At 69.5% G+C, this 24,451-nt stretch carries 20 protein-coding genes; 15 read left to right on the plus strand and 5 right to left on the minus strand.

Annotation, left to right across the window (positions count from 1 at the left end):
* Positions 1-11 precede the first annotated feature (11 nt).
* On the minus strand, positions 12-1,895 hold the full coding sequence (locus FSY98_RS14470) for an anthranilate synthase family protein (RefSeq protein WP_144877337.1): 1,884 nt from the start codon (positions 1,893-1,895) through the stop codon (positions 12-14).
* A 240-nt stretch (positions 1,896-2,135) separates the two neighbouring features.
* Here FSY98_RS14470 and ispG point away from each other — a divergent pair, with 240 nt between their 5' ends.
* Both ispG and FSY98_RS14480 read left to right on the plus strand, forming a co-directional pair.
* The gene (ispG, locus tag FSY98_RS14475; RefSeq protein WP_144877758.1) at positions 2,136-3,266 is read left to right on the plus strand and encodes a flavodoxin-dependent (E)-4-hydroxy-3-methylbut-2-enyl-diphosphate synthase; all 1,131 of its coding nucleotides are present in this window, start codon (positions 2,136-2,138) and stop codon (positions 3,264-3,266) included.
* Position 3,267: 1 nt separating this feature from the next.
* Positions 3,268-4,128, plus strand: a complete 861-nt coding sequence (locus FSY98_RS14480; protein ID WP_144877338.1) for a hypothetical protein — start codon at positions 3,268-3,270, stop codon at positions 4,126-4,128.
* Positions 4,129-4,131: 3 nt separating this feature from the next.
* Here the strand turns inward: FSY98_RS14480 and FSY98_RS14485 are convergent, their stop codons facing one another.
* Together FSY98_RS14485 and FSY98_RS14490 are read right to left on the minus strand one after the other, a co-directional pair.
* The gene (locus tag FSY98_RS14485; RefSeq protein WP_144877339.1) at positions 4,132-4,821 is read right to left on the minus strand and encodes a nucleotidyltransferase domain-containing protein; all 690 of its coding nucleotides are present in this window, start codon (positions 4,819-4,821) and stop codon (positions 4,132-4,134) included.
* A gap of 14 nt (positions 4,822-4,835) precedes the next feature.
* Positions 4,836-6,251 (minus strand): RNB domain-containing ribonuclease, encoded by a 1,416-nt coding sequence (locus FSY98_RS14490; protein WP_144877340.1) that lies wholly within the window; start codon positions 6,249-6,251, stop codon positions 4,836-4,838.
* Positions 6,252-6,345: 94 nt separating this feature from the next.
* Here FSY98_RS14490 and FSY98_RS14495 point away from each other — a divergent pair, with 94 nt between their 5' ends.
* From FSY98_RS14495 to FSY98_RS14505, 3 genes are read left to right on the plus strand one after another with little or no spacing between them, the layout of a single operon-like run.
* Positions 6,346-7,116 carry an isocitrate lyase/phosphoenolpyruvate mutase family protein gene (locus FSY98_RS14495; RefSeq protein WP_144877341.1) on the plus strand — a complete coding sequence of 257 codons (771 nt, stop codon included), beginning with the start codon at positions 6,346-6,348 and terminating at the stop codon, positions 7,114-7,116.
* Positions 7,117-7,157: 41 nt separating this feature from the next.
* The gene (locus FSY98_RS14500; protein WP_144877342.1) at positions 7,158-8,915 is read left to right on the plus strand and encodes a proline--tRNA ligase; all 1,758 of its coding nucleotides are present in this window, start codon (positions 7,158-7,160) and stop codon (positions 8,913-8,915) included.
* Between the two features lie 10 nt (positions 8,916-8,925).
* Positions 8,926-9,966, plus strand: coding sequence for a TIGR00730 family Rossman fold protein (locus FSY98_RS14505; protein ID WP_144877343.1), 1,041 nt, complete (start codon positions 8,926-8,928; stop codon positions 9,964-9,966).
* On the opposite strand, the gene FSY98_RS14510 is transcribed toward FSY98_RS14505, so the two are convergent.
* Complete coding sequence (locus FSY98_RS14510) at positions 9,935-11,290, minus strand: FAD-dependent oxidoreductase (RefSeq protein WP_144877344.1); 1,356 nt, start codon at positions 11,288-11,290, stop codon at positions 9,935-9,937. The genes FSY98_RS14505 and FSY98_RS14510 overlap by 32 nt on opposite strands.
* Before the next feature lie 130 nt (positions 11,291-11,420).
* Here FSY98_RS14510 and nusA point away from each other — a divergent pair, with 130 nt between their 5' ends.
* The 5 genes from nusA (at position 11,421) to FSY98_RS14535 (ending at position 18,319) form a co-directional block, all read left to right on the plus strand.
* Positions 11,421-12,404, plus strand: a complete 984-nt coding sequence (gene nusA / locus FSY98_RS14515; protein WP_144877345.1) for a transcription termination factor NusA — start codon at positions 11,421-11,423, stop codon at positions 12,402-12,404.
* 60 nt (positions 12,405-12,464) lie between these two features.
* Entirely contained in the window at positions 12,465-12,740 is a 276-nt protein-coding gene (locus FSY98_RS14520; protein WP_144877346.1) for a YlxR family protein, read from the plus strand.
* Between the two features lie 60 nt (positions 12,741-12,800).
* A complete protein-coding gene (infB, locus tag FSY98_RS14525) occupies positions 12,801-15,551 on the plus strand; it encodes a translation initiation factor IF-2 (RefSeq protein WP_144877347.1) in 2,751 nt (916 codons plus the stop codon).
* Between the two features lie 74 nt (positions 15,552-15,625).
* Positions 15,626-16,057, plus strand: a complete 432-nt coding sequence (gene rbfA / locus FSY98_RS14530) for a 30S ribosome-binding factor RbfA (protein WP_144877348.1) — start codon at positions 15,626-15,628, stop codon at positions 16,055-16,057.
* A gap of 90 nt (positions 16,058-16,147) precedes the next feature.
* Positions 16,148-18,319, plus strand: coding sequence for a helix-turn-helix transcriptional regulator (locus tag FSY98_RS14535; RefSeq protein ID WP_144877349.1), 2,172 nt, complete (start codon positions 16,148-16,150; stop codon positions 18,317-18,319).
* 9 nt (positions 18,320-18,328) lie between these two features.
* On the opposite strand, the gene FSY98_RS14540 is transcribed toward FSY98_RS14535, so the two are convergent.
* Positions 18,329-19,201 carry an A/G-specific adenine glycosylase gene (locus FSY98_RS14540; RefSeq protein WP_144877759.1) on the minus strand — a complete coding sequence of 291 codons (873 nt, stop codon included), beginning with the start codon at positions 19,199-19,201 and terminating at the stop codon, positions 18,329-18,331.
* 159 nt (positions 19,202-19,360) lie between these two features.
* On the opposite strand from FSY98_RS14540, the gene truB reads away from it, so the two are divergent.
* The 5 genes from truB (at position 19,361) to FSY98_RS14565 (ending at position 24,427) form a co-directional block, all read left to right on the plus strand.
* On the plus strand, positions 19,361-20,254 hold the full coding sequence (gene truB / locus FSY98_RS14545) for a tRNA pseudouridine(55) synthase TruB (protein WP_144877350.1): 894 nt from the start codon (positions 19,361-19,363) through the stop codon (positions 20,252-20,254).
* Positions 20,251-20,619, plus strand: a complete 369-nt coding sequence (locus FSY98_RS14550) for a hypothetical protein (protein ID WP_144877351.1) — start codon at positions 20,251-20,253, stop codon at positions 20,617-20,619. Before truB ends, FSY98_RS14550 begins: the two co-directional genes overlap by 4 nt.
* Before the next feature lie 82 nt (positions 20,620-20,701).
* Positions 20,702-21,121, plus strand: coding sequence for a hypothetical protein (locus FSY98_RS14555; RefSeq protein ID WP_186307723.1), 420 nt, complete (start codon positions 20,702-20,704; stop codon positions 21,119-21,121).
* Positions 21,118-22,071 carry a bifunctional riboflavin kinase/FAD synthetase gene (locus FSY98_RS14560; RefSeq protein ID WP_144877353.1) on the plus strand — a complete coding sequence of 318 codons (954 nt, stop codon included), beginning with the start codon at positions 21,118-21,120 and terminating at the stop codon, positions 22,069-22,071. Before FSY98_RS14555 ends, FSY98_RS14560 begins: the two co-directional genes overlap by 4 nt.
* A 211-nt stretch (positions 22,072-22,282) precedes the next feature.
* Positions 22,283-24,427 carry a DEAD/DEAH box helicase gene (locus tag FSY98_RS14565; RefSeq protein ID WP_144877354.1) on the plus strand — a complete coding sequence of 715 codons (2,145 nt, stop codon included), beginning with the start codon at positions 22,283-22,285 and terminating at the stop codon, positions 24,425-24,427.
* The last annotated feature ends 24 nt before the right edge of the window (positions 24,428-24,451 follow it).

Consider the following 24,451-nt stretch of genomic DNA (forward strand, 5'->3'; position numbering starts at 1 on the left):
CCGAGGTCCGCTCAGTCGAGGGCGTGCTCGACGAGGCGGTGCAGCGTGCGGATGCCGTCGCGCGACAGGATCGACTCCAGGTGCCCCTGCACCGACGCGAAGCCCGAGCCGCGGAGTGCGTAGACATCACCGCTCTCCGGATCCGCTGAGACATCGGCATCCGCGACCAAGGTCGTGCCCGGCCGCACTCGCGCCGTGAAGGTGTTGTAGAAGCCGATCGACGCGTCCTCGCCGAACACGGGCACCGACTTCTGCAATCCCTGGTGCGGCGCAGACAGCGGGGCGAGGTCGATCCCCAGCCGATCGGCGAGGATCTGGTGGCTCAGGCACACGGCCAGGAGCGGCTTACGCGCGTCGAGGCGGCGGGCGACGATCTCGCGCATCCGCGCGATGCGGGGGCTCGTGTCATCGCGGGGATCACCCGGACCGGGGCCGGCCACGACCAGGTCCGCCGAGTCCACTTCAGCATCCATCACTGCGCTCCACGGAGCGATGGCCACGTCCAACCCGAGGTGGCGGAGCTGGTGGGCGAGCATCGTGGTGAACCGGTCTTCCGCGTCGACGACCAGCGCGGTGCGCCCGGTGAACGGACCGGTGAAGTCCTCGCCCTGCGGGTTCATCCAGAAGTCGGCGAGTCGGGCGTTGCGCGATGAGAGCAGCGCGGCGATGGTCGGGTCGTCGGCGAGTGCGCGCCGTGCACCGGGCTCGTCCGCGTCCTCCCGTGCCTCGGCGGCTGCGTCGCGATCGATCGCCCCGATGGCGCCGAGCACGCCGGCGGCCTTGCCGTGGGTCTCCGAGACCTCCCCATGCGGATCGGAATGGCGGACCAGCGTCGCGCCGACGGGCACGCTCAGGGCGCCGTCCTGCACGTACACGGTGCGGATGAGGATGGGGGCGTCGAGGTCATGACCGCCGTCAGCATTCGGAGTGAACAGCGCAGCGACCCCCGAGTAGTAACCGCGCGGCTTCGCCTCGTGCCGACGGATCACGGCGCAGGCGTTCTGCATCGGCGATCCGGTCACGGTCGGCGCGAACATGGTCTCGCGCAGGATGTCGCGCGGGTCGAGGCGGCTCGCCCCCCGCAGCATGTACTCGGTGTGGGTGAGCCGCGACATCTCCTTGAGGTGCGGGCCCGTGATGCGGCCGCCGTCCGAGCAGACGGCGCTCATCATCTTGAGTTCCTCGTCGACGACCATGAACAGCTCCTCCGTCTCCTTCGTGGAGGAGAGGAAGTCGGAGAGCGTCTCGCGCGTCGCCCCGCCCGCAGGGTGACGGAAGGTGCCGGATATCGGGTTCATGGTGACCACGCCCTCGCGCGCGACCACGTGGGCCTCCGGGCTCGCTCCGACCGCGATGCGGCCGGGGGTCACCACGGCGAAGGTCCAGTATGCGCCGCGTTCGTGGGCGAGCAGCGCGCGGAACCAGGTCAGCGCGGCGGTGCGGTCGTCGACGTCGATCTCTGCGGTGTAGTCGCGACGGATGACGAAGTTGGCGCCCTCGCCACGGCCGATCTCCTCGGCGATCACGGTCGCGACGATCTCGGCGTAGCGCTCGTCGCTGATATCGAACCCGCCGTCGCGCAGCGGCACCGCCTCGTTCGGCAGGGCAGCCAACAGCTCGGCGGTGGCGAGGTGCACGTGCTCGTCGACGACGATGCAGCGTAGCGGCGCCCCGTCGTCCTGCGCCACGAAGCCGCGCTCCCGCACCTGTCGATAGGGGACCAGGGCGAAGACCTCGCGGGGGGCGCCGTCGATCGTGAGGGGGATGTCGGCGAGCAGATCGACGTCGACGACCTGCCCGGTGAGCAGCTCGACGGTGTCGGCGCCGTCGCGCGCGATCAGCACGAACGACGCGTCCGGGTCGGCGGTGAGCTCGGCGAGGCGGGTGAGGGTCATCGGGGTCTCCTGTGCGTGGCTCCGGCTCGGCTCAACGAAAAGACCGCCCCGGAGGCGGTCTGGATTCGTGGGAACGCGAACACACCGCCTAGGAGGCGGGCCACCAGGTGACGTTCGCGAGCATAGGGGCGAAACTACCACACCGGTGCCGCGTGATCGGGCGGATGACGGCCGTGCGGCATCCAGCCCTCGTGCATCCAGGCGGCGTAGGCTGAGACCGTGCCAGCAGTCAATCTCGGGATGCCGAAGGTCCCTGAAGTCCTCGCCCCTCGCCGCAAGTCGCGCCAGATCAAGGTGGGCAAGGTGCTCGTCGGCGGCGACGCCCCCGTGAGCGTCCAGTCGATGACCACGACGAAGACCACCGACATCAACGGAACCCTGCAGCAGATCGCCGAGCTCACGGCGTCCGGATGCGAGATCGTGCGCGTCGCCGTGCCGTCGCAAGACGACGCCGACGTGCTGCACATCATCGCGAAGAAGAGCCAGATCCCGGTCATCGCCGACATCCACTTCCAGCCGAAGTACGTCTTCCAGGCGATCGATGCCGGCTGCGCCGCCGTGCGGGTGAACCCCGGCAACATCCGCAAGTTCGACGATCAGGTGGGGGCGATCGCCAAGGCGGCGAAGGCCGCGGGCGTCTCGCTGCGCATCGGCGTCAACGCCGGCTCGCTCGACGCGCGACTCCTGCAGAAGTACGGCAAGGCCACCCCGGAAGCCCTCGTCGAGAGCGCCGTGTGGGAGGCCTCACTGTTCGAGGAGCACGACTTCCACGACTTCAAGATCTCGGTCAAGCACAACGACCCGATCGTCATGGTGAAGGCGTACCGCCAGCTCGCCGAGCGGGGGGATTGGCCGCTGCATCTCGGCGTCACCGAGGCGGGTCCGGCCTTCCAGGGCACCATCAAGAGCGCCACGGCGTTCGGCATCCTGCTGGGCGAGGGTATCGGCGACACGATCCGCGTCTCGCTGTCGGCGCCGCCCGCTGAAGAGGTCAAGGTCGGCCACCAGATCCTGCAGTCGCTGAACCTGCGCGAGCGCAAGCTCGAGATCGTGTCGTGCCCGTCGTGCGGCCGCGCCCAGGTCGATGTGTACACGCTGGCCGAAGACGTGACCGAGGGACTCAAGGACATGACCGTCCCGCTGCGCGTCGCGGTGATGGGTTGTGTCGTGAACGGTCCCGGCGAGGCCCGCGAGGCCGACCTCGGTGTCGCGTCGGGCAACGGCAAGGGCCAGATCTTTGTCAAGGGCGAGGTCATCAAGACCGTGCCGGAGGCGGACATCGTCGCGACGCTCATCGAGGAGGCCAACCGGATCGCCGCAGAGATGGGCCCCGAGGCACCGCTCGGCACCGCGCAGGTCGTCACTGCCTGACATGTCCTCTACCATCGTCTCGTTCGCCGACGGCTCTGTGCGCGGCGGCGGCGTCGTCACCCGCGTCGAGTCCTCGGAGGACGGGCATGTCGTCGTGGTCGACGCGACCCCCTTCCACCCGGTCGATCACACCTGGCCGGACCAGCCGGGCGACTCCGGCGCGATCCTCGCCGGTGATCAGCGAGCCGACGTCGTCGAAGCGGTGATGGCCGCGGTCAGCGACGACGGCGTATTCGCGGTCGGTGCCGACATCCCTGTGAAGCGGGGCGTCGAGGGCTGGACGTGGCTCGTCGCACACATGCTCGAAAGCGAAGCGCCGGCGTGGCTCGTTCCCGGCGCAGAGGTCGAGCTCGTCGTCGACGAGGCGCGTCGTGCGGCGCTGAGCCGCGGACACACCGCTTGCCACCTCGCGTCGCTCGCGCTCGATCTCGCACTGGTCGACCTCTGGCGGAAGGACCCGGGTGCCGACGCACTCGGGAACCCGGACTTCGAGGGCCGGGCGAATCAGACCAGCCGCATCCGCGAGGACGGCTCCGTCGACGAGTACCGCCTCGGCAAGAGCCTGCGTCGTGCCGGTTTCGACACCGAGACCTTCGCGGCGACCCTCGTCGAGCGCGAGTCGCAGATCAACTCGCAGCTCGCTTCCTGGGTGGCATCAGGTGCCACCAGTCGCATCGATACCGAGGGCGACACGATCGTCGATCGACGCCGCTGGCATTGCGAGCTGCCCGACGGGGAGGCCGTGATCCTGTGCGGCGGCACGCACGCGGCATCCCTCTCCGAGTTCTCGTCGATCTCGGTGGCGCTGGATCTGACAGACCCGCAGCTGCTCGTCATGACGACCACCGTCACCGCCGCCTGAGTCTCAGCGCACGAACCCGTCCTGCACGCGGCCACCAGCTCGTTCGAGCTCTTCATCGACGCGCGTGGCGAAGAGGTCGAGATCGTCGGCGAGCAGGGGAGCGCTCAGACGCTCCGCACGGATCGCGTCAAGCGCGCGCAGTCGGCGGGGCAGCCACTTGCCTGTCGCGATCCATCGTCCCGACGTCAACAGCATGAGCTCGGCCGTCCGCTCGAAGAGAATCGAGGCTTCCACCCTCCGCTCCAGCGGGTCTTCGGAGTCGCGCAGGTCGTCGAGCACATCGGTGATGACGTATCGACGGAACCGCGACTCGCCCTCTGTCAGGTTCGGCCCGGCGGCGATGATCCGAGCCCAGTGCGCGCGCAGTTCGTCGAGACCACGGTCTCGCCGGATCGCGACGCCCTCCAGCAGCATGTGCACGATGACGGGGCGATGCTGAGCGATCCCGCGTCCGGCCCAGTCCTCGAAACCGCCGGCGGTGTAGGCGAACACCTCGAAGATCTCTCCATCGACGACATGCGTAGATGCCTCGCTCGTGGCACGACCGTCGAAGAGATCCTCCCCGAGGAGGAGCAGGTCGATGTCGCTCGACGTCGTTCGGTCTCCACGAGCAGTGCTGCCCGCCACGATCGCGGTCGAGGCGCTCGGGAAGCGCTCGGCGATGAAGCGCTCAGCGGCGACGAGGTGGTCCATCTGCCGGCCCTCCGTCAGACCGCGAACTCGACGGAGCCGGTCGCGATGTCGGCGCTGACCACGCGGAGCCGCACGGTGGCCCCGGCCGCCGTGCCCGGTGGAATCGGCGCGGACGCCGTGACAGCCGGGTCCGAGATCTGCACTGTGCCGCGCTCGCCACGCGCCTCCACAACCGTCGCATCGATCGTCGTGCCGATGAGCGGGGTGAGCAGTGCGGCCTCGACGCAGTTCACCGTCAGCGAGTCGAGCTTCGATGCACGCTGCCCCGACTCCTGCAGGAGCCCCGGGATGTCCGGCAACGACTCCCGGACCCACGCCGGGACCTCCGTTCCCTCCGATACCGCCAGACAGATGGCGAGCGACCAGCGGTCGACCAGCCGACGCAACGGCGCGGTGACGTGCGCGTAGGGGGCCGCGATCGCGGCCTGCTCGGTCTCGGCGGGCAGTGTGCCGTCGAACGTCACGTAGCCCGCACCCCGGAAGAGCGAGGCTGCCGCTTGGAGGACGGGCAGCGTCAGCGGGTCCTCGCGATCCAGATCGCGCAGGTAGTCGCCGTACCGCCCGGTGGTCCAGGGTCGCCCGAGCGCCTCTGTCTGCAGGCGGAAGGCCGCGAACGCCTGCTCGTCGGGCTGCGGCATCGTGCGCAGCACGCCGACCTTCGCGTCGAGCATGAGGGATGCCGCAGCCATCCCCGTCATGAGAGAGAGCTGCGCGTTCCACTCCTCGACGGGGAGCGGATGCCGGCGCTCGATGGCGTATCCGCCGTCGGCCGTGCGGACGACCTCCTCGTCGGGAAGGTTGAGGCTGGCGCCCCCTCGCAGTCGCTCCTGTTCGATGCGCAGCGCGCCGATCTCGGGCAGAAGCGCGGCGGGTCCGTCCTCGCCGCGATCGATGGAGGCCTGCGTCGTCGCGTAGTCGAGCTGCACGCGCGAGCGGATGAGCGCGCGCTCGAGGCGGAACCGCTCGACGAGTCCCGCCGCGTCGAGATCGAATGTCCACACGAGTGCCGGACGGTCCACGTCGGGGAGGAGCGACGCGGCATCCTCGCTGAGGACGCGCGGATGCAGGGGGATCGACCCGTCCGCGGCATACAGGGTCTGGCCGCGGCGTCGCGCCTCTTCGTCGACCGCGCCACCTGGCTTGACGAAACCGGGGACATCGGCGATCGCGTAACGCACGGTGTACCCGCCGTCGCGACGTTCGAGATGGAACGCCTGGTCGAGATCGCGCGAACCCTCGGGGTCGAGAGTCGCGAAAGGGACGTCGCGCAGGTCGAGTGCCGGCGTCGGCGCGGTCGACGCCTCAGCCTCGGCGACGACCTCCTCGGGGAACTCTCCGGGAGCGTCGAGCGATTCCCGCAGCGCCGCCAGCGCCGAGGCGAGCTCGGTCTGCGCGGCGGAGGGGGCGATATGAGAGCGGCGCTGAGGCATGCCCCCACCCTAGGCGGAGGGTGCGACAAGCGATCCGCGGCACGATCGCGTCGCATCGGCCCCGGCCGACGCCAGGCGCGTTAGCGTGGGTGACATGACCACTGCTGACAAGGCCAAGACCCTCATCGGACTCTACGAAGCCCCGGAGATCCTCCGCGTCGTGAACGTGTGGGACGTCGTCTCCGCGCGCGCCGTCGCCGCCCTGCCCGAGACCAAGGCGATCGCGACCGCCGGCCACGGCGTCGCCGCCTCCTTCGGCTTCGAGGACGGCACCACTCCGCGCGACGTGATGATCGACATGGTCGGGCGCATCGCGGCATCCGTCTCCCTCCCCGTCACCGCCGACCTCGACGACGGCTACGAGGACGCGGGGGAGACCACCCGCCTCGCGATCCAGGCCGGCATCGTCGGCGCGAACGTCGAGGATCGCCTCAAGCCGTTCGACGAGTCCGTCGCCGTCGTCGAGTCCATCGTCAAGGCCGCGGAGGCCGAGGGCGTGCCGTTCGCACTCAACGCCCGCACGGATGCGTTCGTGCGCGCGGGGCACCGTCCGGTCGCCGAGAGTGTGGCCGACGCCATCCAGCGCGGACGCGCATTCATCGACGCCGGAGCCACGGCGGTCTTCATCCCCGGCATGCTCGATGCGGCCGTCACGCGTCAGCTCGTCGAGGGCATCGGTGAAGGCAAGGTCAGCGTCATCGGTCTGCCCGGCGCGCTCGCCGCATCCGAGTACGAGAAGCTCGGTGTCACCCGCATCTCCTACGGTCCCCTGCCGCAGCGCGTGGCTCTGACCGCGGTGCAGGAGCTCGCTGCGAGCCTCTACGCCGGCGGCGTGATCCCGCAGGGGCTCCCCGCGCTCAACTGAGCGTCGCGAGACGAGTGGCCGTCGGTCACTAGACTTGGCCCGTGGTCACTCGTCTCTCCAACTTCTTCCTCCGCACGCTCCGCGAAGACCCTGCCGAGGCAGAGGTCACCAGCCACAAGCTGCTCATCCGCGCCGGATACATCCGCCGCGCAGCTCCCGGAGTGTTCACGTGGCTGCCGCTCGGCCTCAAGGTGAAGGCTCGGATCGAGGCGATCGTCCGCGAGGAGATGGGCAATGCGGGCGCCCAGGAGGTGCACTTCCCCGCGCTTCTGCCCCGCGAGCCGTACGAGCTCTCCGGCCGCTGGGAGTCCTATGGCGACGGCATCTTCCGTCTCCAGGACCGGAAGGGTGCCGACTACCTCCTCGCCCCGACGCACGAGGAGATGTTCACGCTGCTCGTGAAGGACCTGTACTCGTCGTACAAGGACCTTCCGCTCACGATCTACCAGATCCAGGACAAGTACCGCGACGAGGCGCGTCCTCGCGCCGGACTGCTCCGCGGTCGCGAGTTCACGATGAAGGACGCCTACTCCTTCGACTCTTCGGATGCCGGGCTCGACGTCAGCTATCAGGCGCAACGCGACGCCTATGAGCGCATCTTCCAGCGCCTCGGTCTCGAGTACGTGATCGTGAACGCGGACAACGGGCTGATGGGCGGTGCGCGAAGCGAGGAGTTCCTGCACCCGACTCCCGTCGGCGAGGACACGTTCGTGCGCAGCGCGGGCGGTTTCGCGGCCAACGTGGAAGCCTTCTCCACGGCGGTGGCCGAGGCGATCCCGTTCGACTCCGACGGTGCACCCGTCATCTTCGACTCGCCGAACACCCCGACGATCGAGACGCTCGTCGCGCACGCGAACGCGCACCTCGACGGCGACTACACCGCGGCGGACACGCTCAAGAACGTGGTGCTCGCGCTCACCCACCTCGACGGCACGCGCGAACTCGTCGTGGTCGGCATCCCCGGCGATCGCGAGGTCGACGAGAAGCGCGCCGAGGTCGCGTTCGCTCCGGCCGATGTCGAGACGGCCACGGCCGACGATTTCGAGAACAACCCGCTGCTCGTCAAGGGCTACATCGGACCCTGGTCCGAGACCGGCGCCCTGCTGGGCGAGGAGTCCGCCAGCGGCATCCGCTACCTCGTCGACCCCCGCGTGAGCGAGGGCACGAGCTGGATCACCGGTGCGAACATCGACCAGAAGCACGCGCACTCGGTGATCGCCGGTCGCGACTTCGAGGCCGACGGCATCGTCGAGATCGCCAATGTGCGCGCGGGCGACCCCGCACCAGACGGTTCGGGCCCCGTCGAGCTCGCACGAGGCATGGAGATCGGCCACGTCTTCCAGCTGGGGCGCTTCTTCGCCGAGACACTGGGCCTCAAGGTGCTCGACGAGAACGGCAAGCTCGTCACGGTCACCATGGGGTCGTACGGCATCGGCGTCACCCGCATCCTCGCGATCATCGCCGAGCTGAACAACGACGAGAAGGGTCTCATCTGGCCGGCTTCCGTCGCTCCGTTCGATGTGCAGGTCGTCGCCGCCGGGCGGGACCAGGTCGCGTTCGACGTCGCCGCCGACATCTCGGCGCAGCTCGAGTCCGCCGGCCTCGACGTGCTCTTCGACGACCGTCCCAAGGTCTCGCCCGGGGTGAAGTTCGGCGACGCCGAGCTCGTCGGCGTCCCGAAGATCGTGATCGTGGGTCGCGGTGCGGCCGACGGCCAGGTGGAACTCTGGGACCGGCGCACGGGCGATCGCGACACGGTATCGGTCTCCGACGCGGTGAGCAGCCTCACGACGCGTTGAGAGCGATGCGATGAGCGACGACGCGCTTCCCGACGGCCTGGCCGCCGAGATCAACACCCTCCTCGATGAGGCCGGCGTGCTGACCGACCGACGGCTCGTGATGCGGATGATGCGCACGGCGATCCAGCTGGGCGAGGATGACACCGAGCGGCTCGACCTCAAGATCGCCTCGGCCGCGCTCGCGGAGATGCGCGACGCGTTCCGTCTCTTCGCGCCCTATCGCGGTGTTCCGAAGGTGACCGTCTTCGGCTCCGCCCGCACCCTGCAGGACGATCCGCTCTATCTGCAGGCCCGCGACGTCGCCGCGTCGCTCGCGTCGGACGGATGGATGGTCGTGACCGGGGCGGGCCCAGGCATCATGCAGGCGGCAGCGGAGGGCGCCGGCCCGGCGCTGTCGCTCGGCGTCTCGATCCGGCTGCCGTTCGAGGAGAAGGCGAACAGCCTCGTCGCCGGTAGCGATCACGTCGTCGCGATGAAGTACTTCTTCACTCGCAAACTGATGCTCATCAAGGAATCGAGCGGGTTCATCTGCCTTCCGGGTGGCTTCGGCACGCTCGACGAGATGTTCGAGCTGCTCACTCTGCAGCAGACCGGCAAGGCCGAACCGACCCCGATCGTGCTGCTGGACGAACAGGGCGGCACGTTCTGGGGTGGACTGCAGAGGTTCGTGCACGAACACCTCGCGCCCACCGGCGTGATCTCGCCCGGCGACTTCGACCGCGTGGTGGTCACGGACTCCGTCGATGCCGCCGTGGCGGAGATCGCCGGCTTCTGGCGGAACTACGACTCGATGCGGTGGGTTGGTGACACGCTCATCCTCCGCCTGCGGGCGGAGCCGACCGACGCCGAGCTCGACGAACTCAACGACCGCTTCGCCGGGATGCTGACGGGCGGCCGGATCGAACGGACGCCTCCGCGCTCGCCCGAGGTGACGGACGACGACGTGCTGCAGCTGCCGCGCCTCGCGCTGCACCTCGATCAGCGCCAGGTCGGGAACCTGTTCCGACTCATCGGAGCGATCAACTCCCTGGCGACTGCTCCCGCGCTCTGATCCGTTCCGCGAAGCCCGCGAGGTCCACCGCGGTCCCGAGGATCCGCTCGGCCGCACGGCGTCCGGAGTAGAACGCCGCACCGACGGTCGCCGGCTCGTCACCCCAGGTCGCTTCGCCGGCGAAGTGCAGCACGTCGCCGACCGGACCGGCCAGTTCGTCGTGATCCCGGTGCGAGGACCCCACCGCGAGATGCGAGTACGACCCGACGGAGAAGGGATCCTGCCCCCAGCGGGTGATCCATCGGGCCGTCGGATCGGCGGCCTGCGGATACAGCCGGCGCAGGGCGCCGAGCGCGTCGGCGACGATCTCGTCGTCAGGGAGGTCCTGCATGCGCCGACCGAACGGTCCGGCGGCGAAGGTGAGCAGCGTGGGGATGCCGCTGACGGCCGAGACGTCGTACCAGGAGTGCCAGTGCTCGCCGACCTCGCCCAGCGCGCGCAGCACGTAGCTGTCGTCGCCCCAGAACTTCGCGGGGAACTGCAGGAAGATCTTGTTGAAGACACCCATGCCGAGGCGGTCGATGGGACCGGCGATCTCGTCGGGCAGGGGAGGGGCGAACGCGATCGTGCCCGCCTTCAGCACTCCGAGGGGCACGGTGACGATGACCGTGCGTGCCTCGTACTCCTCGCCGTCGGCGGTCGCCACCACGGCTGTGTCGGCAGTGCGGGAGACCCGGGTGACGGTCGTGTCGAGCCGTACGTCGAGGCCTGCGGCGATGCGGCGGGGGAGCTCGTCGTACCCACGGGGGAAGATCACCTCGTCGCCGTCGATCGCATCCTCGTCGAGACCGTGCGCGTCGAGATCGCCGATCCAGGCGCCGCACTGCTCCTCGACACGATGCCGGAAGAACTCGCGAACCTCGTCGATGCGCTGAGGGGAGAAGCCGGAGCGGTCGAGCGCACGCTCCGTGACGTCGAGGTACGTGTCGCCCGTAGCGGAGGCCGCGATCTCCTCCGTCAGCAGCCGGTCGGCCAGCTCGACATCGTGGATCCACCGTGCGGAGGCTTCGGCATCCATCGGCGTGCCGTCGTCGGCGAAGTTCTCGATCGGGCGGCCGCCGACCTGGAAGCTCCCCACCGTGTACTCGAGGGTCGGGATGTCGAGGGCCTGCACGAGGTCCCAGAGAGCGGAGTCGTCGATGCCGTGGACCCAGGATGCGCCGAGGTCGACGGGGAACCCTGCCGAGCGATCGGTGTTCATCCGGCCGCCGACCCGATCGCGTCCCTCGAGCACGAGCACGCTGCGCCCCGCGTCGACGAGCATGCGGGCCGCGGTCACGCCGGACATGCCGGCGCCGATCACGATGGTGTCGTACGTGCTCACTGATCCTCCTGCGCATCGTGAACCGCTCGGTCGCGGTCGCCGCCGTGGCATGGGGCGGTGGGGTCAGGGTATCGTGGTACGGATGTCGCGCGTGCGAACCGGCGCGACGAGAGCTGAATAGGGAGTCGTCATGGATATCGAACTGAGCCTGCTGCGTGGGATCGAGAAGGAGAAGGCGATCCCGTTCGACGAACTCGTCGCGATCATCGAACAGGCCATCCTGACCGCCTACGCCAAGCACGTCTCGGCCGACGGCGCGACGCCCGAGGGCGTGCGCGTCGAACTCGACCGCCGCACCGGCCATGTCGCCGTGCTGCAGGTCGTCAAGGACGACGAGGGTGCGGTCATCGGCGAAGAGGAGGCCACCCCCGACGACTTCGGCCGCATCGCCGCCTTCGCCGCCAAGCAGGTCATCAGCCAGCGCCTGCGCGACATCGCCGACGATGTCGTGCTGGGAGACTTCAAGGACAAGGAAGGCGACATCGTCGCCGGCGTGATCCAGCAGGGACCGAACCCGCGCATGATCCACGTCGACCTCGGCTCGGTCGAGGCGATCCTGCCGCCCGAGGAGCAGGTCCCCGGTGAGGAGTACACCCACGGCTCCCGTCTGCGCGTCTACGTCACGAGTGTCGCGAAGGGGCTCAAGGGGCCGCAGATCACGGTGTCGCGCACCCACCCCGGCCTCGTCCGCAAGCTCTTCGCACTCGAGGTGCCCGAGATCGCGGCGGGCCTGGTCGAGATCGTCTCGCTCGCCCGCGAGGCCGGACACCGCACGAAGATCGCGGTCACGGCGAACGACCCGTCCATCAACGCGAAGGGCGCCTGCATCGGCGAGATGGGCCGCCGTGTGCGTGCGGTCACCGAGGAGCTGGCCGGCGAGAAGATCGACATCGTCGACTACAACCCCGAGCTCGCCGCCTTCGTGGCGAACGCGCTGTCGCCCGCCAAGGTGACGAGTTCCTTCATCCTCGACGCGGGCACGAAGGCCGTGCGGGCGCTCGTCCCCGACTACCAGCTGTCGCTCGCGATCGGCAAGGAGGGGCAGAACGCCCGCCTGGCCGCGAAGCTCACCGGCGCGAAGATCGACATCCAGCCGGACAGCGTCCTGGATTGACCCCGTCCGCACGCCCGACTCGCGCCGGTGGCGCGATCAGGGCGGGAACACAGGTGTAAGATGGAACCCGTACGAACGTGCGTCGGTTGCCGCACGCGTGCTCCCCGCTCCGCCCTTCTCAGGGTGGTGTCCCAGAACGACACCCTCGTCATCGATGAGCGTGCCGTGCTGCCGGGGCGAGGCGCGTGGCTGCATCCGACGCAGGAATGCATGGATGCCGCTGTGCGGCGACGTGCTTTCGGACGAGCACTACGCGTGTCCGGTCAACTGGACACGCAGACCATCGAGAAACAAAGGCTGAACAGCTATGGAAACAAAGTGAACGGCTCGAAATGAGACCCGTCCGCGACTAGTGGTCTGCCCTGTCTGGGCAGACCGACCCCAGACAGGAGAATTGTGGCTGGTAAACCACGCGTACATGAGATCGCCGCTGAATTCGGCGTCGACAGCAAGGTCGCACTTGCGAAGCTCAAGGAACTCGGGGAGTTCGTCAAGAGCCCCTCTTCGACCATCGAACCGCCGGTGGCGCGCAAGCTGCGCGCGGCGATCGAGGCCGACCCCTCGCTGAAGTCCTCGGGAGAGGCTGCCCCGGCCGCCAAGCCCGCGGCGAAGCCGGCTGCGGCGAAGTCCTCCGCGCCGACCCCCGGCCCGAAGCCCGGCCCCAAGCCGGCTCCGGCCCCCGAAGCGCCCGTCGCCGCTGCTCCCGCAGCTCCGGCCGAGGCTCCTGCGGCGACCCCGGCGGCAAAGCCCGGTCCCGCGGCTCCGAAGCCCTCGGACGGCGCGCCCAAGCCCGGCGCCGACAGCGCGCCCAAGCCCGGTGCACCTCGCCCCGGCAACAACCCGTTCGCGTCCAACCAGGGCATGGGCCAGCGCCCGACCGGGCCTCGTCCCGGCAACAACCCCTTCGCCTCGGCGCAGGGCATGGGTCAGCGACCGACGCCCGGCAACATCCCTCGTCCGCAGGCTCCGCGTCCCGGGGCTCCTCGTCCCGGCGCGCCGCGTCCCGGTTCGCCGCGTCCCGGCGCCCCTCGCGGCGGTCAGGGCGGTCGTCCCGGTGCTCCGTTCCAGCAGCGTCCGGGTGGTCCCGGTCGTCCCGGTGGTGCGGGTGGCCCCGGTGGCCCCGGTGCACGTCCCGGTGGTGGCGGCTTCGCCGGTCGCCCCGGTGGCGGTGGTGGTCGCGGTCGCGGCCCCGGCGGCGGTACCGCAGGTGCCTTCGGCAAGGGCGGCGGCAAGAGCAAGCAGCGCAAGTCGCGGCGGGCGAAGCGGCAGGAATTCGAGATGCGGAGCGCCCCGGTCGTCGGTGGCGTCAACGTCACCCGCGGTAACGGGGAGATCATCCGCATGCGCCGCGGTGCGTCCATCGCGGACTTCGCCGACAAGATCGAGACGCTGACCGGCTACACGGTCCAGCCCGGCACGCTCGTGACGATCCTCTTCAACCTCGGCGAGATGGCCACGGCCACCGAGTCGCTGGACGAGGCGACGTTCGAGGTGCTCGGCGAGGAGCTCGGCTACAAGATCCAGATGGTCTCGCCCGAGGATGAGGACAAGGAGCTCCTCGAGGGCTTCGGTCTCGACCTCGAGGCCGAGCTGGAGGCGGAGAGCGAGGACGACCTCGAGATCCGTCCCCCGGTCGTCACCGTCATGGGTCACGTCGACCACGGTAAGACGCGACTGCTCGACGCGATCCGTCAGACCAACGTCATCGAGGGCGAGGCCGGCGGCATCACCCAGCACATCGGTGCCTACCAGGTGTGGACCGAGCACGAGGACATCGAGCGGGCGATCACCTTCATCGACACCCCCGGTCACGAGGCGTTCACCGCCATGCGTGCTCGTGGTGCCCAGGTGACCGACCTCGCGATCCTCGTGGTCGCTGCCGACGACGGCATCATGCCGCAGACGGTCGAGGCGCTCAACCACGCTCAGGCGGCCAACGTGCCGATCGTGGTCGCGGTGAACAAGGTCGACAAGCCCGAGGCCAACCCGGCCAAGGTGCGTCAGCAGCTCACCGAGTACGGCCTGGTCGCCGAGGAGTACGGCGGCGACGTCATGTTCGTCGACGTCTCGGCTCGCGCCGGCACCGGCATCCAGGAACTCCTCGATGCCGTGCTGCTCACCGCTGACGCGGGTCTCGACCTGACCGCCAACCCGAACAAGGCCGCTCGCGGTGTCGCCATCGAGGCGAAGCTCGACAAGGGTCGCGGTTCGGTCGCCACGGTGCTCATCCAGTCCGGAACGCTCCGCGTCGGCGACGCCATCGTGGCGGGCACCGCCTACGGCCGCGTCCGTGCGATGGCCGACGAGAACGGCGAGCAGGTCCTCGAGGCCTTCCCGTCGCGTCCGGTGCAGGTGCAGGGTCTCAACTCCGTGCCCCGCGCAGGAGACGTCTTCATCGTCACCGAGGAAGACCGCATGGCCCGCCAGATCGCCGAGAAGCGTGAAGCAGTCGAGCGCAACGCGCAGCTGGCCAAGGCCCGCAAGCGCATCTCGCTCGAGGACTTCACCCGCGCACTCGAAGAGGGCAAGGTCGAGTCGCTCAACCTCATCATCAAGGGCGACGTGTCCGGTGCCGTCGAGGCGCTGGAGGAGTCGCTCCTCAAGATCGAGGTCGACGACTCCGTGCAGCTGCGGATCATCCACCGCGGCGTCGGTGCCATCACCGAGTCGGATGTGAACCTTGCGACGATCGACAACGCGATCATCGTGGGCTTCAACGTCCGCCCCGACACGAAGGCGCGCGAGCGTGCTCAGCGCGAGGGCGTGGACATCCGCTTCTACTCGGTCATCTACAACGCGATCGACGAGATCGAGAGCTCGCTCAAGGGCATGCTCAAGCCGGAGTACGAAGAGGTCCAGTCGGGCGTCGCTGAGATCCGCGAGGTGTTCCGCTCCTCGAAGTTCGGCAACATCGCCGGTGTCATCGTGCGCTCGGGAACGATCACGCGCAACGCCAAGGCGCGCGTCATCCGCGACGGCGTCGTGCTGGCCGATGGTCTCGCCATCGAGTCGCTGCGTCGCTTCAAGGACGACGTCACCGAGGTTCGTACGGACTACGAGGCCGGTATCGGCCTCGGCAAGTACAACGACATCCAGATCGGCGACGAGATCGAGACCACCGAGTTGGTCGAGAAGCCTCGCGGCTGATCGGGTTCGATATCTTCGGGCGAGGGTGCGTCACGCGCCCTCGCCCGAAGACTTCCCAAGAGGAGAAGGAACACATGGCTGGTGAACGACAGGCCCGACTCGCGGATCGCATCCGCGTCATCCTCGCCGAGCGTCTCGAGAAGGGGCTGCGCGACCCGCGCCTCGGCTTCGTGACGATCACCGACGTACGCGTGAGCGGCGATCTGCAGCACGCCTCGGTCTTCTACACCGTGCTGGGCACGGAGGAGGAGCGCGTCTCGAGCGGCGCGGCGCTGACCTCTGCGACGGGCATGCTGCGCAGCGAGGTCGGCAAGCAGCTCAGCACGCGCCTCGTGCCGACGCTGGAGTTCATCCCCGACGCGCTCCCCGAGAACGCGGACCACATCTCCGCCCTGCTGCGCGAGGCGCAGGAGCGGGACGCCGAGGTCGCCAAGCTCGCTTCGTCGGCATCGCACGCGGGTGACGCCGACCCCTACGTTCGCGAGGATGACGACACGCGTTCGTGATGTATCGGCATCTCGCTTGAGGGCGGATGACCGGTTGCTACCGTCGGCTGTGACGAGCAGAAGCTCGTACGGACCGGGGGGACGAAAGCGGTGCGGAGTGCGCGCAGCAGACCGGAGGCCGAGGCCTCAGGCATCATCATCGTGCTGGAGGATCTGCTCTCGGCCGGGGTGGGATGCGCACCGCACGTCGCCGCCGAGCTGTTCGATCGGCTCGGCGGAGACGGTATCGCCGTCACGCAGACAGTCCTTCTGCTCGAGCCAGCGCAACGACGCGGTCTGAGCCCCCTGCCCGGTGTGCTGCCGCTGGTCCCCGCGCTCGAGTCGGACTTCGTCGACGTGCAGCTCGACCTCCGAGAACGCGAGGAGGCCGTGTGCGCGGTGCTGGATGCCGACGCGCCCTTCGGCGTCGACCACCGCGCCCCTGGCGCTGATCGGGTCGACGACCACCGCACCGGGATGGACGGCCGCTCGACAGGCGGTGGTGCGGGAGGCTCAGACGCCCGGGCGGCGACATGGGTGCTCGCGACGAGCACGCCGGATCAGATCGCGTCAGCCCATCGGGCTCTCAGCGCGCACCACGACGGACTGGGCGAGAGGACGGAAGCCGCCTGGCATCGGGTCTGCGGTGTCGACGACCCAGGCGACGCCGCGATCGCCGAGGTGCTCCGTGCGGCACGGACCCGACGCAGCGCGCGGGACTCGCGTCGAGGACTGCGATTCGCCGGCGCGGCGGCCGCTCATGCGACGGGGAGCGCCCGGCGCGAGGCGTTTCTCGCAGCGGGTATCGCCGCGATGGGATCGGGGTACGCCGCGGAGGCCGTCGCCTGGCTGGGGGGACTCTTCGATTCCGGGCCGGAGGACGCCGGGCTGCCGGGGCTCGCCGCACTGCTCGTAGCGGAGACCCACCTTCGCGGGGCGGTTCCCGAGCTCGACGCCGCATCGTTCCGGCCCGGTTCACCCGACCCCGCGGCGTGGTATGCCTACGCGCGCGCTGCGGCCCTCGCCGCAGCCCTGTCGGCCGAGCGCGGCGAGCGCGCTGCGGCTCGTGAATGGCTCGCGGCGCTCCGGTTCGCGACCGCGAAAGCAGGTGCGGAGCGCGAGCTCAGGGATCCGGTCGTGTCTCTGACGTGGTTGCTGCTCGGCGAGAGCGAACCGGACGACGTTCTCGGGACCGGGTTGCTCACGGGGGTCGTCCCCGGAGCGCTCCGCGCAGCGGCGGAAGGCGACATCGACGCAGGGCTCCGATTGCTCGCAGCAGGCGACTATCACTCATCGACGCAGCCCGACCCGTTCGTCGAGGGCTTCGAGCACAGTCCGCTGGTCGACGCGTACCGCGCCGTCGCGGAGGCACTTCTCCTGCTGTGGCGGGGCGACGTGGGCGCCGCGAGAGACCACCTCCATCGAGCGGCGCTCGACCTGCCGGTGGCGCTGCCGTTCGCCGGGCTGGGGGTCGTGCTCTCACGGCGGTTGGACATCGCCGTCCTGGGTAGGCCGGGTCCGGTCGCCCGATCGCTGACGGTGTCGCTGCCGGCTCCTCCCAGGATCGACCAGCTCATCGACCGCGCACTGGAGGCGCACCTCGATGGCCGGGCGGATGAGGCGGCATCCCTCGTGCGCCTCTGGATCGATCGCGGCGCCCCGCAGCCGGTCATCGGCGTGCCGGGGCTGGACGAGATCACCATCGTGGGCATGGACGGCGACAGCGTCCCGCCGCACAGCGTCGAGACGCCCGACATGGCTCTCGGGCGTCTTCTCCGGATGCGGGCGTCGACGAGTCCTCAGAACATCTGGCTGGACGAGATGTCGCAGATGGAAGAGGCAGCGCGTAGCATCCGGTCGCCCTTCGAGCGCGGCCGGGTCTCTGCCGCCTTCGGTCTGCGCGCGATCATCCATGACGACAACCGCGCGGGCAGACGCCATCTGCGCACGGCCCTGGCGCTGTTCGAAGAGTCCGGCGCGCGGGCATGGGCGACCCATGCCGCAGAGCGCCTGAGGCTCCTCGACCGCGCTGCGGATCGGGACGACGAGCTGGGAGACGCGGTCGCGGCGATCCGCAGACGGTGGGAGCCCATCCTCACCCGCCGCGAACTCGAGATCGCGATGGCGGCCGTCGGCGGCTCGTCGAATCGTGAGATCGCCGCATCGTTCACCGTATCCGTGCGGACGGTCGAGGTGCATCTGGGGAGGGTGTTCGCCAAGCTTGGGGTGCGGAGCCGCGTGGAGCTCATGCTGCTCGCGCTCCGAAGCGCCCGGCACGGGTGACTGCGGTCGTCAGCGCGGGAGAGAGAGGATCTCGCCGTCAGCCTCGGCGAGACCGTCTGCGATGAGGGAGTCGATCGCGCGGTCGCGCTGCCGGGCGTCGGGCCAGTCGATCAGGAGCGCGGCGAGGGGAACCCCCTCGGGTGCCGCGTTGCGCAGGGCTCGGAGAACCGTGCCGCGCGCCTGCCTGTCCGACCCCTCGAACGTCGCCTGACGTCGGCGCGTGTCGCCGGTGTCCGGTCTGCCGGCGGCGACCCACGCACACGACGCGAGAAGGGGGCACTGCTCGCAGCGGGGATTCCTCGCGACGCACACCGTCGCGCCGAGTTCCATCGCCGCGGCGTTGAACACCGCGGCGTCGTCGTCCGCCGCGGGCAGCAGCGCATCCATCGCTCCAAGGTCTCGTCGAGACGGCGGACCGGGGTGCGCCTGCCCGAGAACAGCGCGGGCGATCACCCGTCGCGTGTTCGTGTCGACGACCGGGTGGCGGTCTCCATATGCGAACACCGACACGGCGCGCGCGGTGTAGTCGCCGATTCCGGAGAGTGCCAGGAGCGCGTCGATGTCGCGCGGAACGACTCCACCGTGGCGCTCGGTGATCTCGATCGCCGCGCGATGCAGCCAGAGCGCCCTGCGCGGGTAGCCCAGATTCGCCCACTGCCGGACGACCTCCGCCGGGCTCGCTCCGGCGAGCGCCCGCGGCGTCGGCCATCTCGCGAGCCAGGCCTCGAGGTGCGGGATGACTCTCGTCACCGGCGTCTGCTGCAGCATGAACTCGCTCACCAGGGTGCCCCACGCGCCGAAGTCCTCGCGGAAGGCGGCGCTCCGCCAGGGGAGGTCGCGGGCCGACCGCCGGTACCACGCGAGCAGTGGCTGCGCGTCCATCGAGAGGGAGCGCGGGGACGAGTGCACCTCGACAGCCTAGATCACCCGTGCGTCGCATCCCCGAGCGCTCAGCAGACCCGGGTGCGTCCCGATCTCCGCGCGCTCCCGGCGTGCTCCGAGATGTCCGACCTCGAGCGGCTCGCATCGTAGGCTGGGAGGATGGTCTCGCCCGGCATCCTCCTCGTCGACAAGCCATCGGGGCTGACCAGCCACGATGTGGTCGCCCGCGTCCGTCGAGCCTTCGGGACGCGGAAGGTCGGCCACGCGGGCACGCTGGACCCGATGGCGACCGGGCTCCTCGTGATCGGCGTCGAAGGCGCGACCAGACTGCTCACCTACATCGTCGGGGCCGACAAGACCTACGAGGCCACCATCCGGCTGGGGGCGACGACGACGACGGACGACGCGGAGGGCGACGTGCTCACCCGGGCCGATGCCGCCCTCGTGGACTCTCTGACGGATGAGCGGGTGCGGGACGGCATCGCCGCTCTGACCGGGACCATCTCGCAGGTGCCGAGCTCGGTGTCGGCGATCAAGGTCGACGGGCGCCGCGCGTACGACCGCGTCCGTGCGGGAGAGGAAGTGGTGCTGGCTGCCCGCCAGGTCACCGTCTCCCGTTTCGACGAGATCGCCCGACGCGCAGGCGACGGGTTCCTGGATCTCGATGTGATCGTCGACTGCTCGTCCGGCACGTACATCCGCTCGCTCGCTCGCGATCTCGGAGCGTCCCTCGGCGTCGGCGGGCACCTCACGGCGCTGCGCCGCACGCGGGTGGGTGACTTCGACGTCTCCGACGCCGTGACCGTCGACGGACTCGCCGACGCGATCCCGCTGAGCCCGGCCGAGGCAGCGGCGCGGGTGCTGACTCCCCTGTCGGTGTCGGCCGACGAGGCTCGCGACCTCCGTCACGGCAAGCGCCTCAGCGGGCAGGCGTCGCGCCTCGCGGGGGCGATCGCGGCCGCGATCGACGCCGACGGGGTGCTCGTCGGCGTCGTCGGCAAGCGCGGTGCCGACCTCAAGAGCGAGATGAACATGCCCGAGGCGTCGCGATGATCCTGTGGCTGACTCTCGTGCAGATCGCCGCGGCCGCCGCAGCCGGACTCTTCTGCATCGCGCTCGGCCTTGCCGGCCGGCGCCCCAGCGACTACTCCGTCGGTAGCCTTGCGCTGGTCGAGCTGCTGCTGGTGGTGCAGGTCGTCGTCGCGATCGCTGCTCCCTTCGCCGGCAATCCACCGTCAGGTGATCTGCTCGAGTACTGGGTGTACCTCGTCTCAGCCGTGCTGCTGCCCATCGGGGCGGTGCTCTGGGCCCTTATGGAGCGCAGCCGCTGGAGCACGGTCATCCTCGGCGTCGCCGCCGTGGCCGTCGCGATCATGGTGTGGCGCATGCACGTGATCTGGACGATCCAGGTCGCCTGAGCCCCACCGCGCGCGCATCCGCCCGCGGGGGACCGCGCCTAGAATGGAGAGAGCCATGAGCACCTCCGTTCCCTCTTCCCGCATGACCGGCATCGGTCGCGTCCTCGTGATCGTCTACGCCGTGATGGCGCTCGCCGCGACCGGGCGCAGCTTCGTGCAGATCGTCCGCCAGTTCGACGACGCGCCTTTGGCGTACTCGCTCTCGGCTCTCGCCGCGGGCGTGTATGTGCTCGCCACTCTCGCCTTGATCTTCGCCCGCCGCCCCGGGTGGTACACGGTCGCGTGGGTGGCCATCGTGTTCGAACTCACGGGCGTTCTCGTCGTCGGAGCCCTCAGCATCTTCCTGCCCGACCTGTTCCCGCATGACACCGTGTGGTCGATGTTCGGGCGCGGATACCTCTTCATCCCGCTCGTCCTGCCCGTCTTCGGCATCTGGTGGCTGCGCACGCACCGTCCCGCCACGGCTGCATCGGAGCGAGCATCGACGGGGGCGGTCGCGTGATCGTCTTCCGCGATCCTCGAGAGGTGCCGCGGGACTTCGGCCCCTCGGCCGTCGCCATCGGCAAGTTCGACGGGGTGCACGCCGGGCACCGGGCTGTCATCCGCAGACTCAAGGAGGCCGCCGCCGCATCCGGCGTCGCTGCGGTCGCCGTGACCTTCGACCGCAACCCGCTCGCCGTTCTGCGGCCGGACCGCTGCCCCGAGAACGTGGTGACGGTGGACCGCAAGCTGGAGCTCCTGTCTGAGCTCGACCTTGACGCGACGCTCGTGCTGACGTTCGACGAGGAACTCGCCGCGCGCAGCGCCGAGGACTTCGTCACCGACATCCTCGTCGACGCGCTGCACGTGTCGACCGTGCTGGTCGGGGAGGACTTCCGCTTCGGTCACGGTGGAGCAGGCACACCCGCGCTGCTGCGCGAACTGGCACCGCAGCACGGCTTCTCCGTCGAGGTCGTCGACGACGTCTACCTCGACGGCTCTGACCGGCGGGTGTCGTCGACCTGGATCCGCGAACTCCTCATCGCAGGCGACGTGCGCACCGCGGCGCGCGTCCTCGATCGCAGCGTCGACGTCAGGGGAGAGGTCGTCCACGGCCTCAAGCGCGGCCGTGAGCTGGGCTACCCGACAGCGAACCTGTCGGCGACCGTCGACTCGTTCGTCCCCGCCGACGGTGTCTATGCGGGCTGGCTCGTCGACCACGACACCGGCGTCCGCCACCGCGCGGCGATCTCGGTGGGCACCAATCCGACCTTCGACGATGTGCTGCAGCGTCAGGTCGAGGCGCATGTGATCGGAGAGACCGACCTCGACCTCTACGGTCACGACGTGACGGTCGAATTCGTGGAGCGCTTGCGAGGCATGGTCGCCTTCGAGGGCATCGAGAAGCTCAAGGAGCAGATGGCAGGCGACGTCGTGGAGGCCGAGCGAGTCCTCGGCCCCGCCGTCGACTGACGGCCGAGCGAGGGCTTCCGCGTGGCGCGCACAGCGCACCCGGCGCACCATGGCATAGACTGAGGGTGGTCGTCATCGATCCGCACTCTTCAGCAGTGCATCGATCTCGATCGGGAACACTGTTCGTACGGTCCTGGCTCACGCCACACGCGGACATCGAGAACGGCCGCCACATCATGGCGATGCTGCGGCCTTCACGCTCAGGAGGAGCATGCCGACTACGGCAACCGCCGCCCCGCGGCGCAAGAAGACATCCCGACGCGACGATGAGGCACCCCTCATCCCGATCCTCGCGCGCAAGGTGCGCGAGATCGAGGCGAAGTCGCAGCGAGGCAAGCTGGGCCCGACGAACCGGGTGAAGTTCCAGGTCATCGCGTTCCTGGTGCGCGAGGAGCGCTCCCGTGTCAAAGCCGACGGCGAGATCACCGATGCGGCTCGGGCAGAGCTGCTGAAGCGTCTCGACGGCGTGGCGACGATCCTCGCCAAGACCGCCGCGCGAGACACCTCGCTCATCCAGCTGCTCGAAGCCGACCAGGCGACGTCTCCCGTCGCGAAGCGCATGCGGCGCGACTGGCTCCTCGAGTCCGGCGCCGAGCTCGCTCCCGAAGAGCTCATCATCGCTGACATCGCGCCGATCCAGGTCCCCGTCGTATCCGCGGCGATCGCCGAGCGGCAGGTCACTCCACCGTCCGTGGAGGCTCGTCAGCTCGCCAATCCCTTCCTCGCTCCCGACCTGACTCCGCACGCGACCACGACCCCCCGACGCCGTCTCGACGGCTGGGAGCTGATGGGGCCGCTCTACAAGGCCTTCGAAACAGGTGCGGGCGGGTCAGCGGCCAGCATGGAGCTCCCGCCAGCACCCGAGTTCGACCACATCTCGCCCAAGGGTCTCGAAGTGATGGTGCACCAGTCGCGCTTCCTCGAAGCCGTCAAGGCGGGGCACCGCAGCTTCCTGCTCGCCGACGAACCGGGGCTCGGCAAGACCGCGCAGTCCGTGCTCGCGGCATCCGTCGCCGGCGCATATCCGCTGCTCGTCGTCGTCCCGAACGTCGTGAAGATGAACTGGGCGCGCGAGGTCGAGAGGTGGACGCCGCAGCGTCGCGCCACGGTGATCCAGGGCGACGGCGATGACATCGACGCGTTCGCCGACGTGTTCATCGTCAACTACGAGATCCTCGACCGGCATATGTCGTGGCTCGCCTCGATCGGGCTCCGCGGCATGGTGGTCGACGAGGCGCACTTCATCAAGAACCTGTCCTCCCAGCGATCGCAGAACGTCCTCTCGCTCGCGTCGCGCGTGCGGGAGCGGACGCCTGGCGGCGATCCGCTCATGCTCGCCCTCACCGGCACCCCGCTCATCAACGATGTCGAGGACTTCGACGCCATCTGGCGGTTCCTGGGTTGGACGACGGGGGAGAAGCCCGGCCCCGAGCTCATGGAGAAGCTCGACGCCACCGGCTTCACGCCCGCCGACAAGGCGTTCTACCCCGAGGCGCGCGACGCGGTCATCTCGATGGGAATCGTCCGCCGCAAGAAGAAGGACGTCGCGGCCGACCTGCCGGACAAGCTCGTCGCCGACCTCCCCGTGCAGCTCGACGACGAATTCGGTCGCAGCATCCGCCAGGCCGAGCGCGAGCTGGGAGCGCGTCTCGCCGCTCGCTACCGTCGCATCATCGAGGCCCGGGGAGACCGCGGTCTGGCCCCCGGCGAGATCGACGACGACATCGTGCGTCTCGTCGCGCAGAACGAACTCGAGGAGTCGAAGGCCGCAGGCACAGGCGGCGACAACGTCTTCACGATGGTCCGCCGGATCGGGCAGGCCAAGGCTCAGCTCGCCGCGGACTACGCCGCACAGCTGCAGCGGTCGGTCGGCAAGGTCGTCTTCTTCGCGAAGCACATCGACGTGATGGACCAGGCGGAAGCGCACTTCGCCGCCGCCGGCATCCGTTCGGTGTCGATCCGCGGAGACCAGACCACGACGACTCGTCAGCAGGCCATCGACGACTTCAACGGCGACCCCGAGGTCGGCATCGCCGTCTGCTCGCTGACAGCCGCCGGCGTCGGTCTGAATCTGCAGGCCGCGTCCAACGTCGTGCTCGCGGAGTTGTCGTGGACGGCTGCCGAGCAGACGCAGGCGATCGACCGCGTGCACCGCATCGGCCAGGGGGAGCCCGTCACCGCGTGGCGGATCATCGCCGCCCACACGGTCGACACCAAGATCGCCGAGCTCATCGACCAGAAGCAGGGTCTCGCGGCGCGAGCGCTCGATGGCGAGGCGACCGACGAGGTCGCGGCAGAGCCCGTACAGCTCGGCGCTCTCATGCATCTGCTGCGACAGGCGCTCGGCGGAGCCTGATCCTCCCCGGAGATCGGCGTCAAG

Origin of the sequence: Microbacterium sp. 1.5R (genome assembly GCF_007667425.1) — a bacterium.
Lineage (GTDB): Bacteria > Actinomycetota > Actinomycetes > Actinomycetales > Microbacteriaceae > Microbacterium.

Excerpts from the sequence above, each read along its gene's own strand:
- FSY98_RS14470 (WP_144877337.1), bottom strand. The coding sequence starts at position 1,895 with ATGACCCTCACCCGCCTCGCCGAGCTCACCGCCGACCCGGACGCGTCG.
- ispG (WP_144877758.1), top strand. The coding sequence starts at position 2,136 with ATGCCGAAGGTCCCTGAAGTCCTCGCCCCTCGCCGCAAGTCGCGCCAG.
- FSY98_RS14480 (WP_144877338.1), top strand. The coding sequence starts at position 3,268 with ATGTCCTCTACCATCGTCTCGTTCGCCGACGGCTCTGTGCGCGGCGGC.
- FSY98_RS14485 (WP_144877339.1), bottom strand. The coding sequence starts at position 4,821 with ATGGACCACCTCGTCGCCGCTGAGCGCTTCATCGCCGAGCGCTTCCCG.
- FSY98_RS14490 (WP_144877340.1), bottom strand. The coding sequence starts at position 6,251 with ATGCCTCAGCGCCGCTCTCATATCGCCCCCTCCGCCGCGCAGACCGAG.
- FSY98_RS14495 (WP_144877341.1), top strand. The coding sequence starts at position 6,346 with ATGACCACTGCTGACAAGGCCAAGACCCTCATCGGACTCTACGAAGCC.
- FSY98_RS14505 (WP_144877343.1), top strand. The coding sequence starts at position 8,926 with ATGAGCGACGACGCGCTTCCCGACGGCCTGGCCGCCGAGATCAACACC.
- nusA (WP_144877345.1), top strand. The coding sequence starts at position 11,421 with ATGGATATCGAACTGAGCCTGCTGCGTGGGATCGAGAAGGAGAAGGCG.
- FSY98_RS14520 (WP_144877346.1), top strand. The coding sequence starts at position 12,465 with ATGGAACCCGTACGAACGTGCGTCGGTTGCCGCACGCGTGCTCCCCGC.
- rbfA (WP_144877348.1), top strand. The coding sequence starts at position 15,626 with ATGGCTGGTGAACGACAGGCCCGACTCGCGGATCGCATCCGCGTCATC.
- FSY98_RS14540 (WP_144877759.1), bottom strand. The coding sequence starts at position 19,201 with ATGGACGCGCAGCCACTGCTCGCGTGGTACCGGCGGTCGGCCCGCGAC.
- truB (WP_144877350.1), top strand. The coding sequence starts at position 19,361 with ATGGTCTCGCCCGGCATCCTCCTCGTCGACAAGCCATCGGGGCTGACC.
- FSY98_RS14550 (WP_144877351.1), top strand. The coding sequence starts at position 20,251 with ATGATCCTGTGGCTGACTCTCGTGCAGATCGCCGCGGCCGCCGCAGCC.
- FSY98_RS14555 (WP_186307723.1), top strand. The coding sequence starts at position 20,702 with ATGACCGGCATCGGTCGCGTCCTCGTGATCGTCTACGCCGTGATGGCG.
- FSY98_RS14565 (WP_144877354.1), top strand. The coding sequence starts at position 22,283 with ATGCCGACTACGGCAACCGCCGCCCCGCGGCGCAAGAAGACATCCCGA.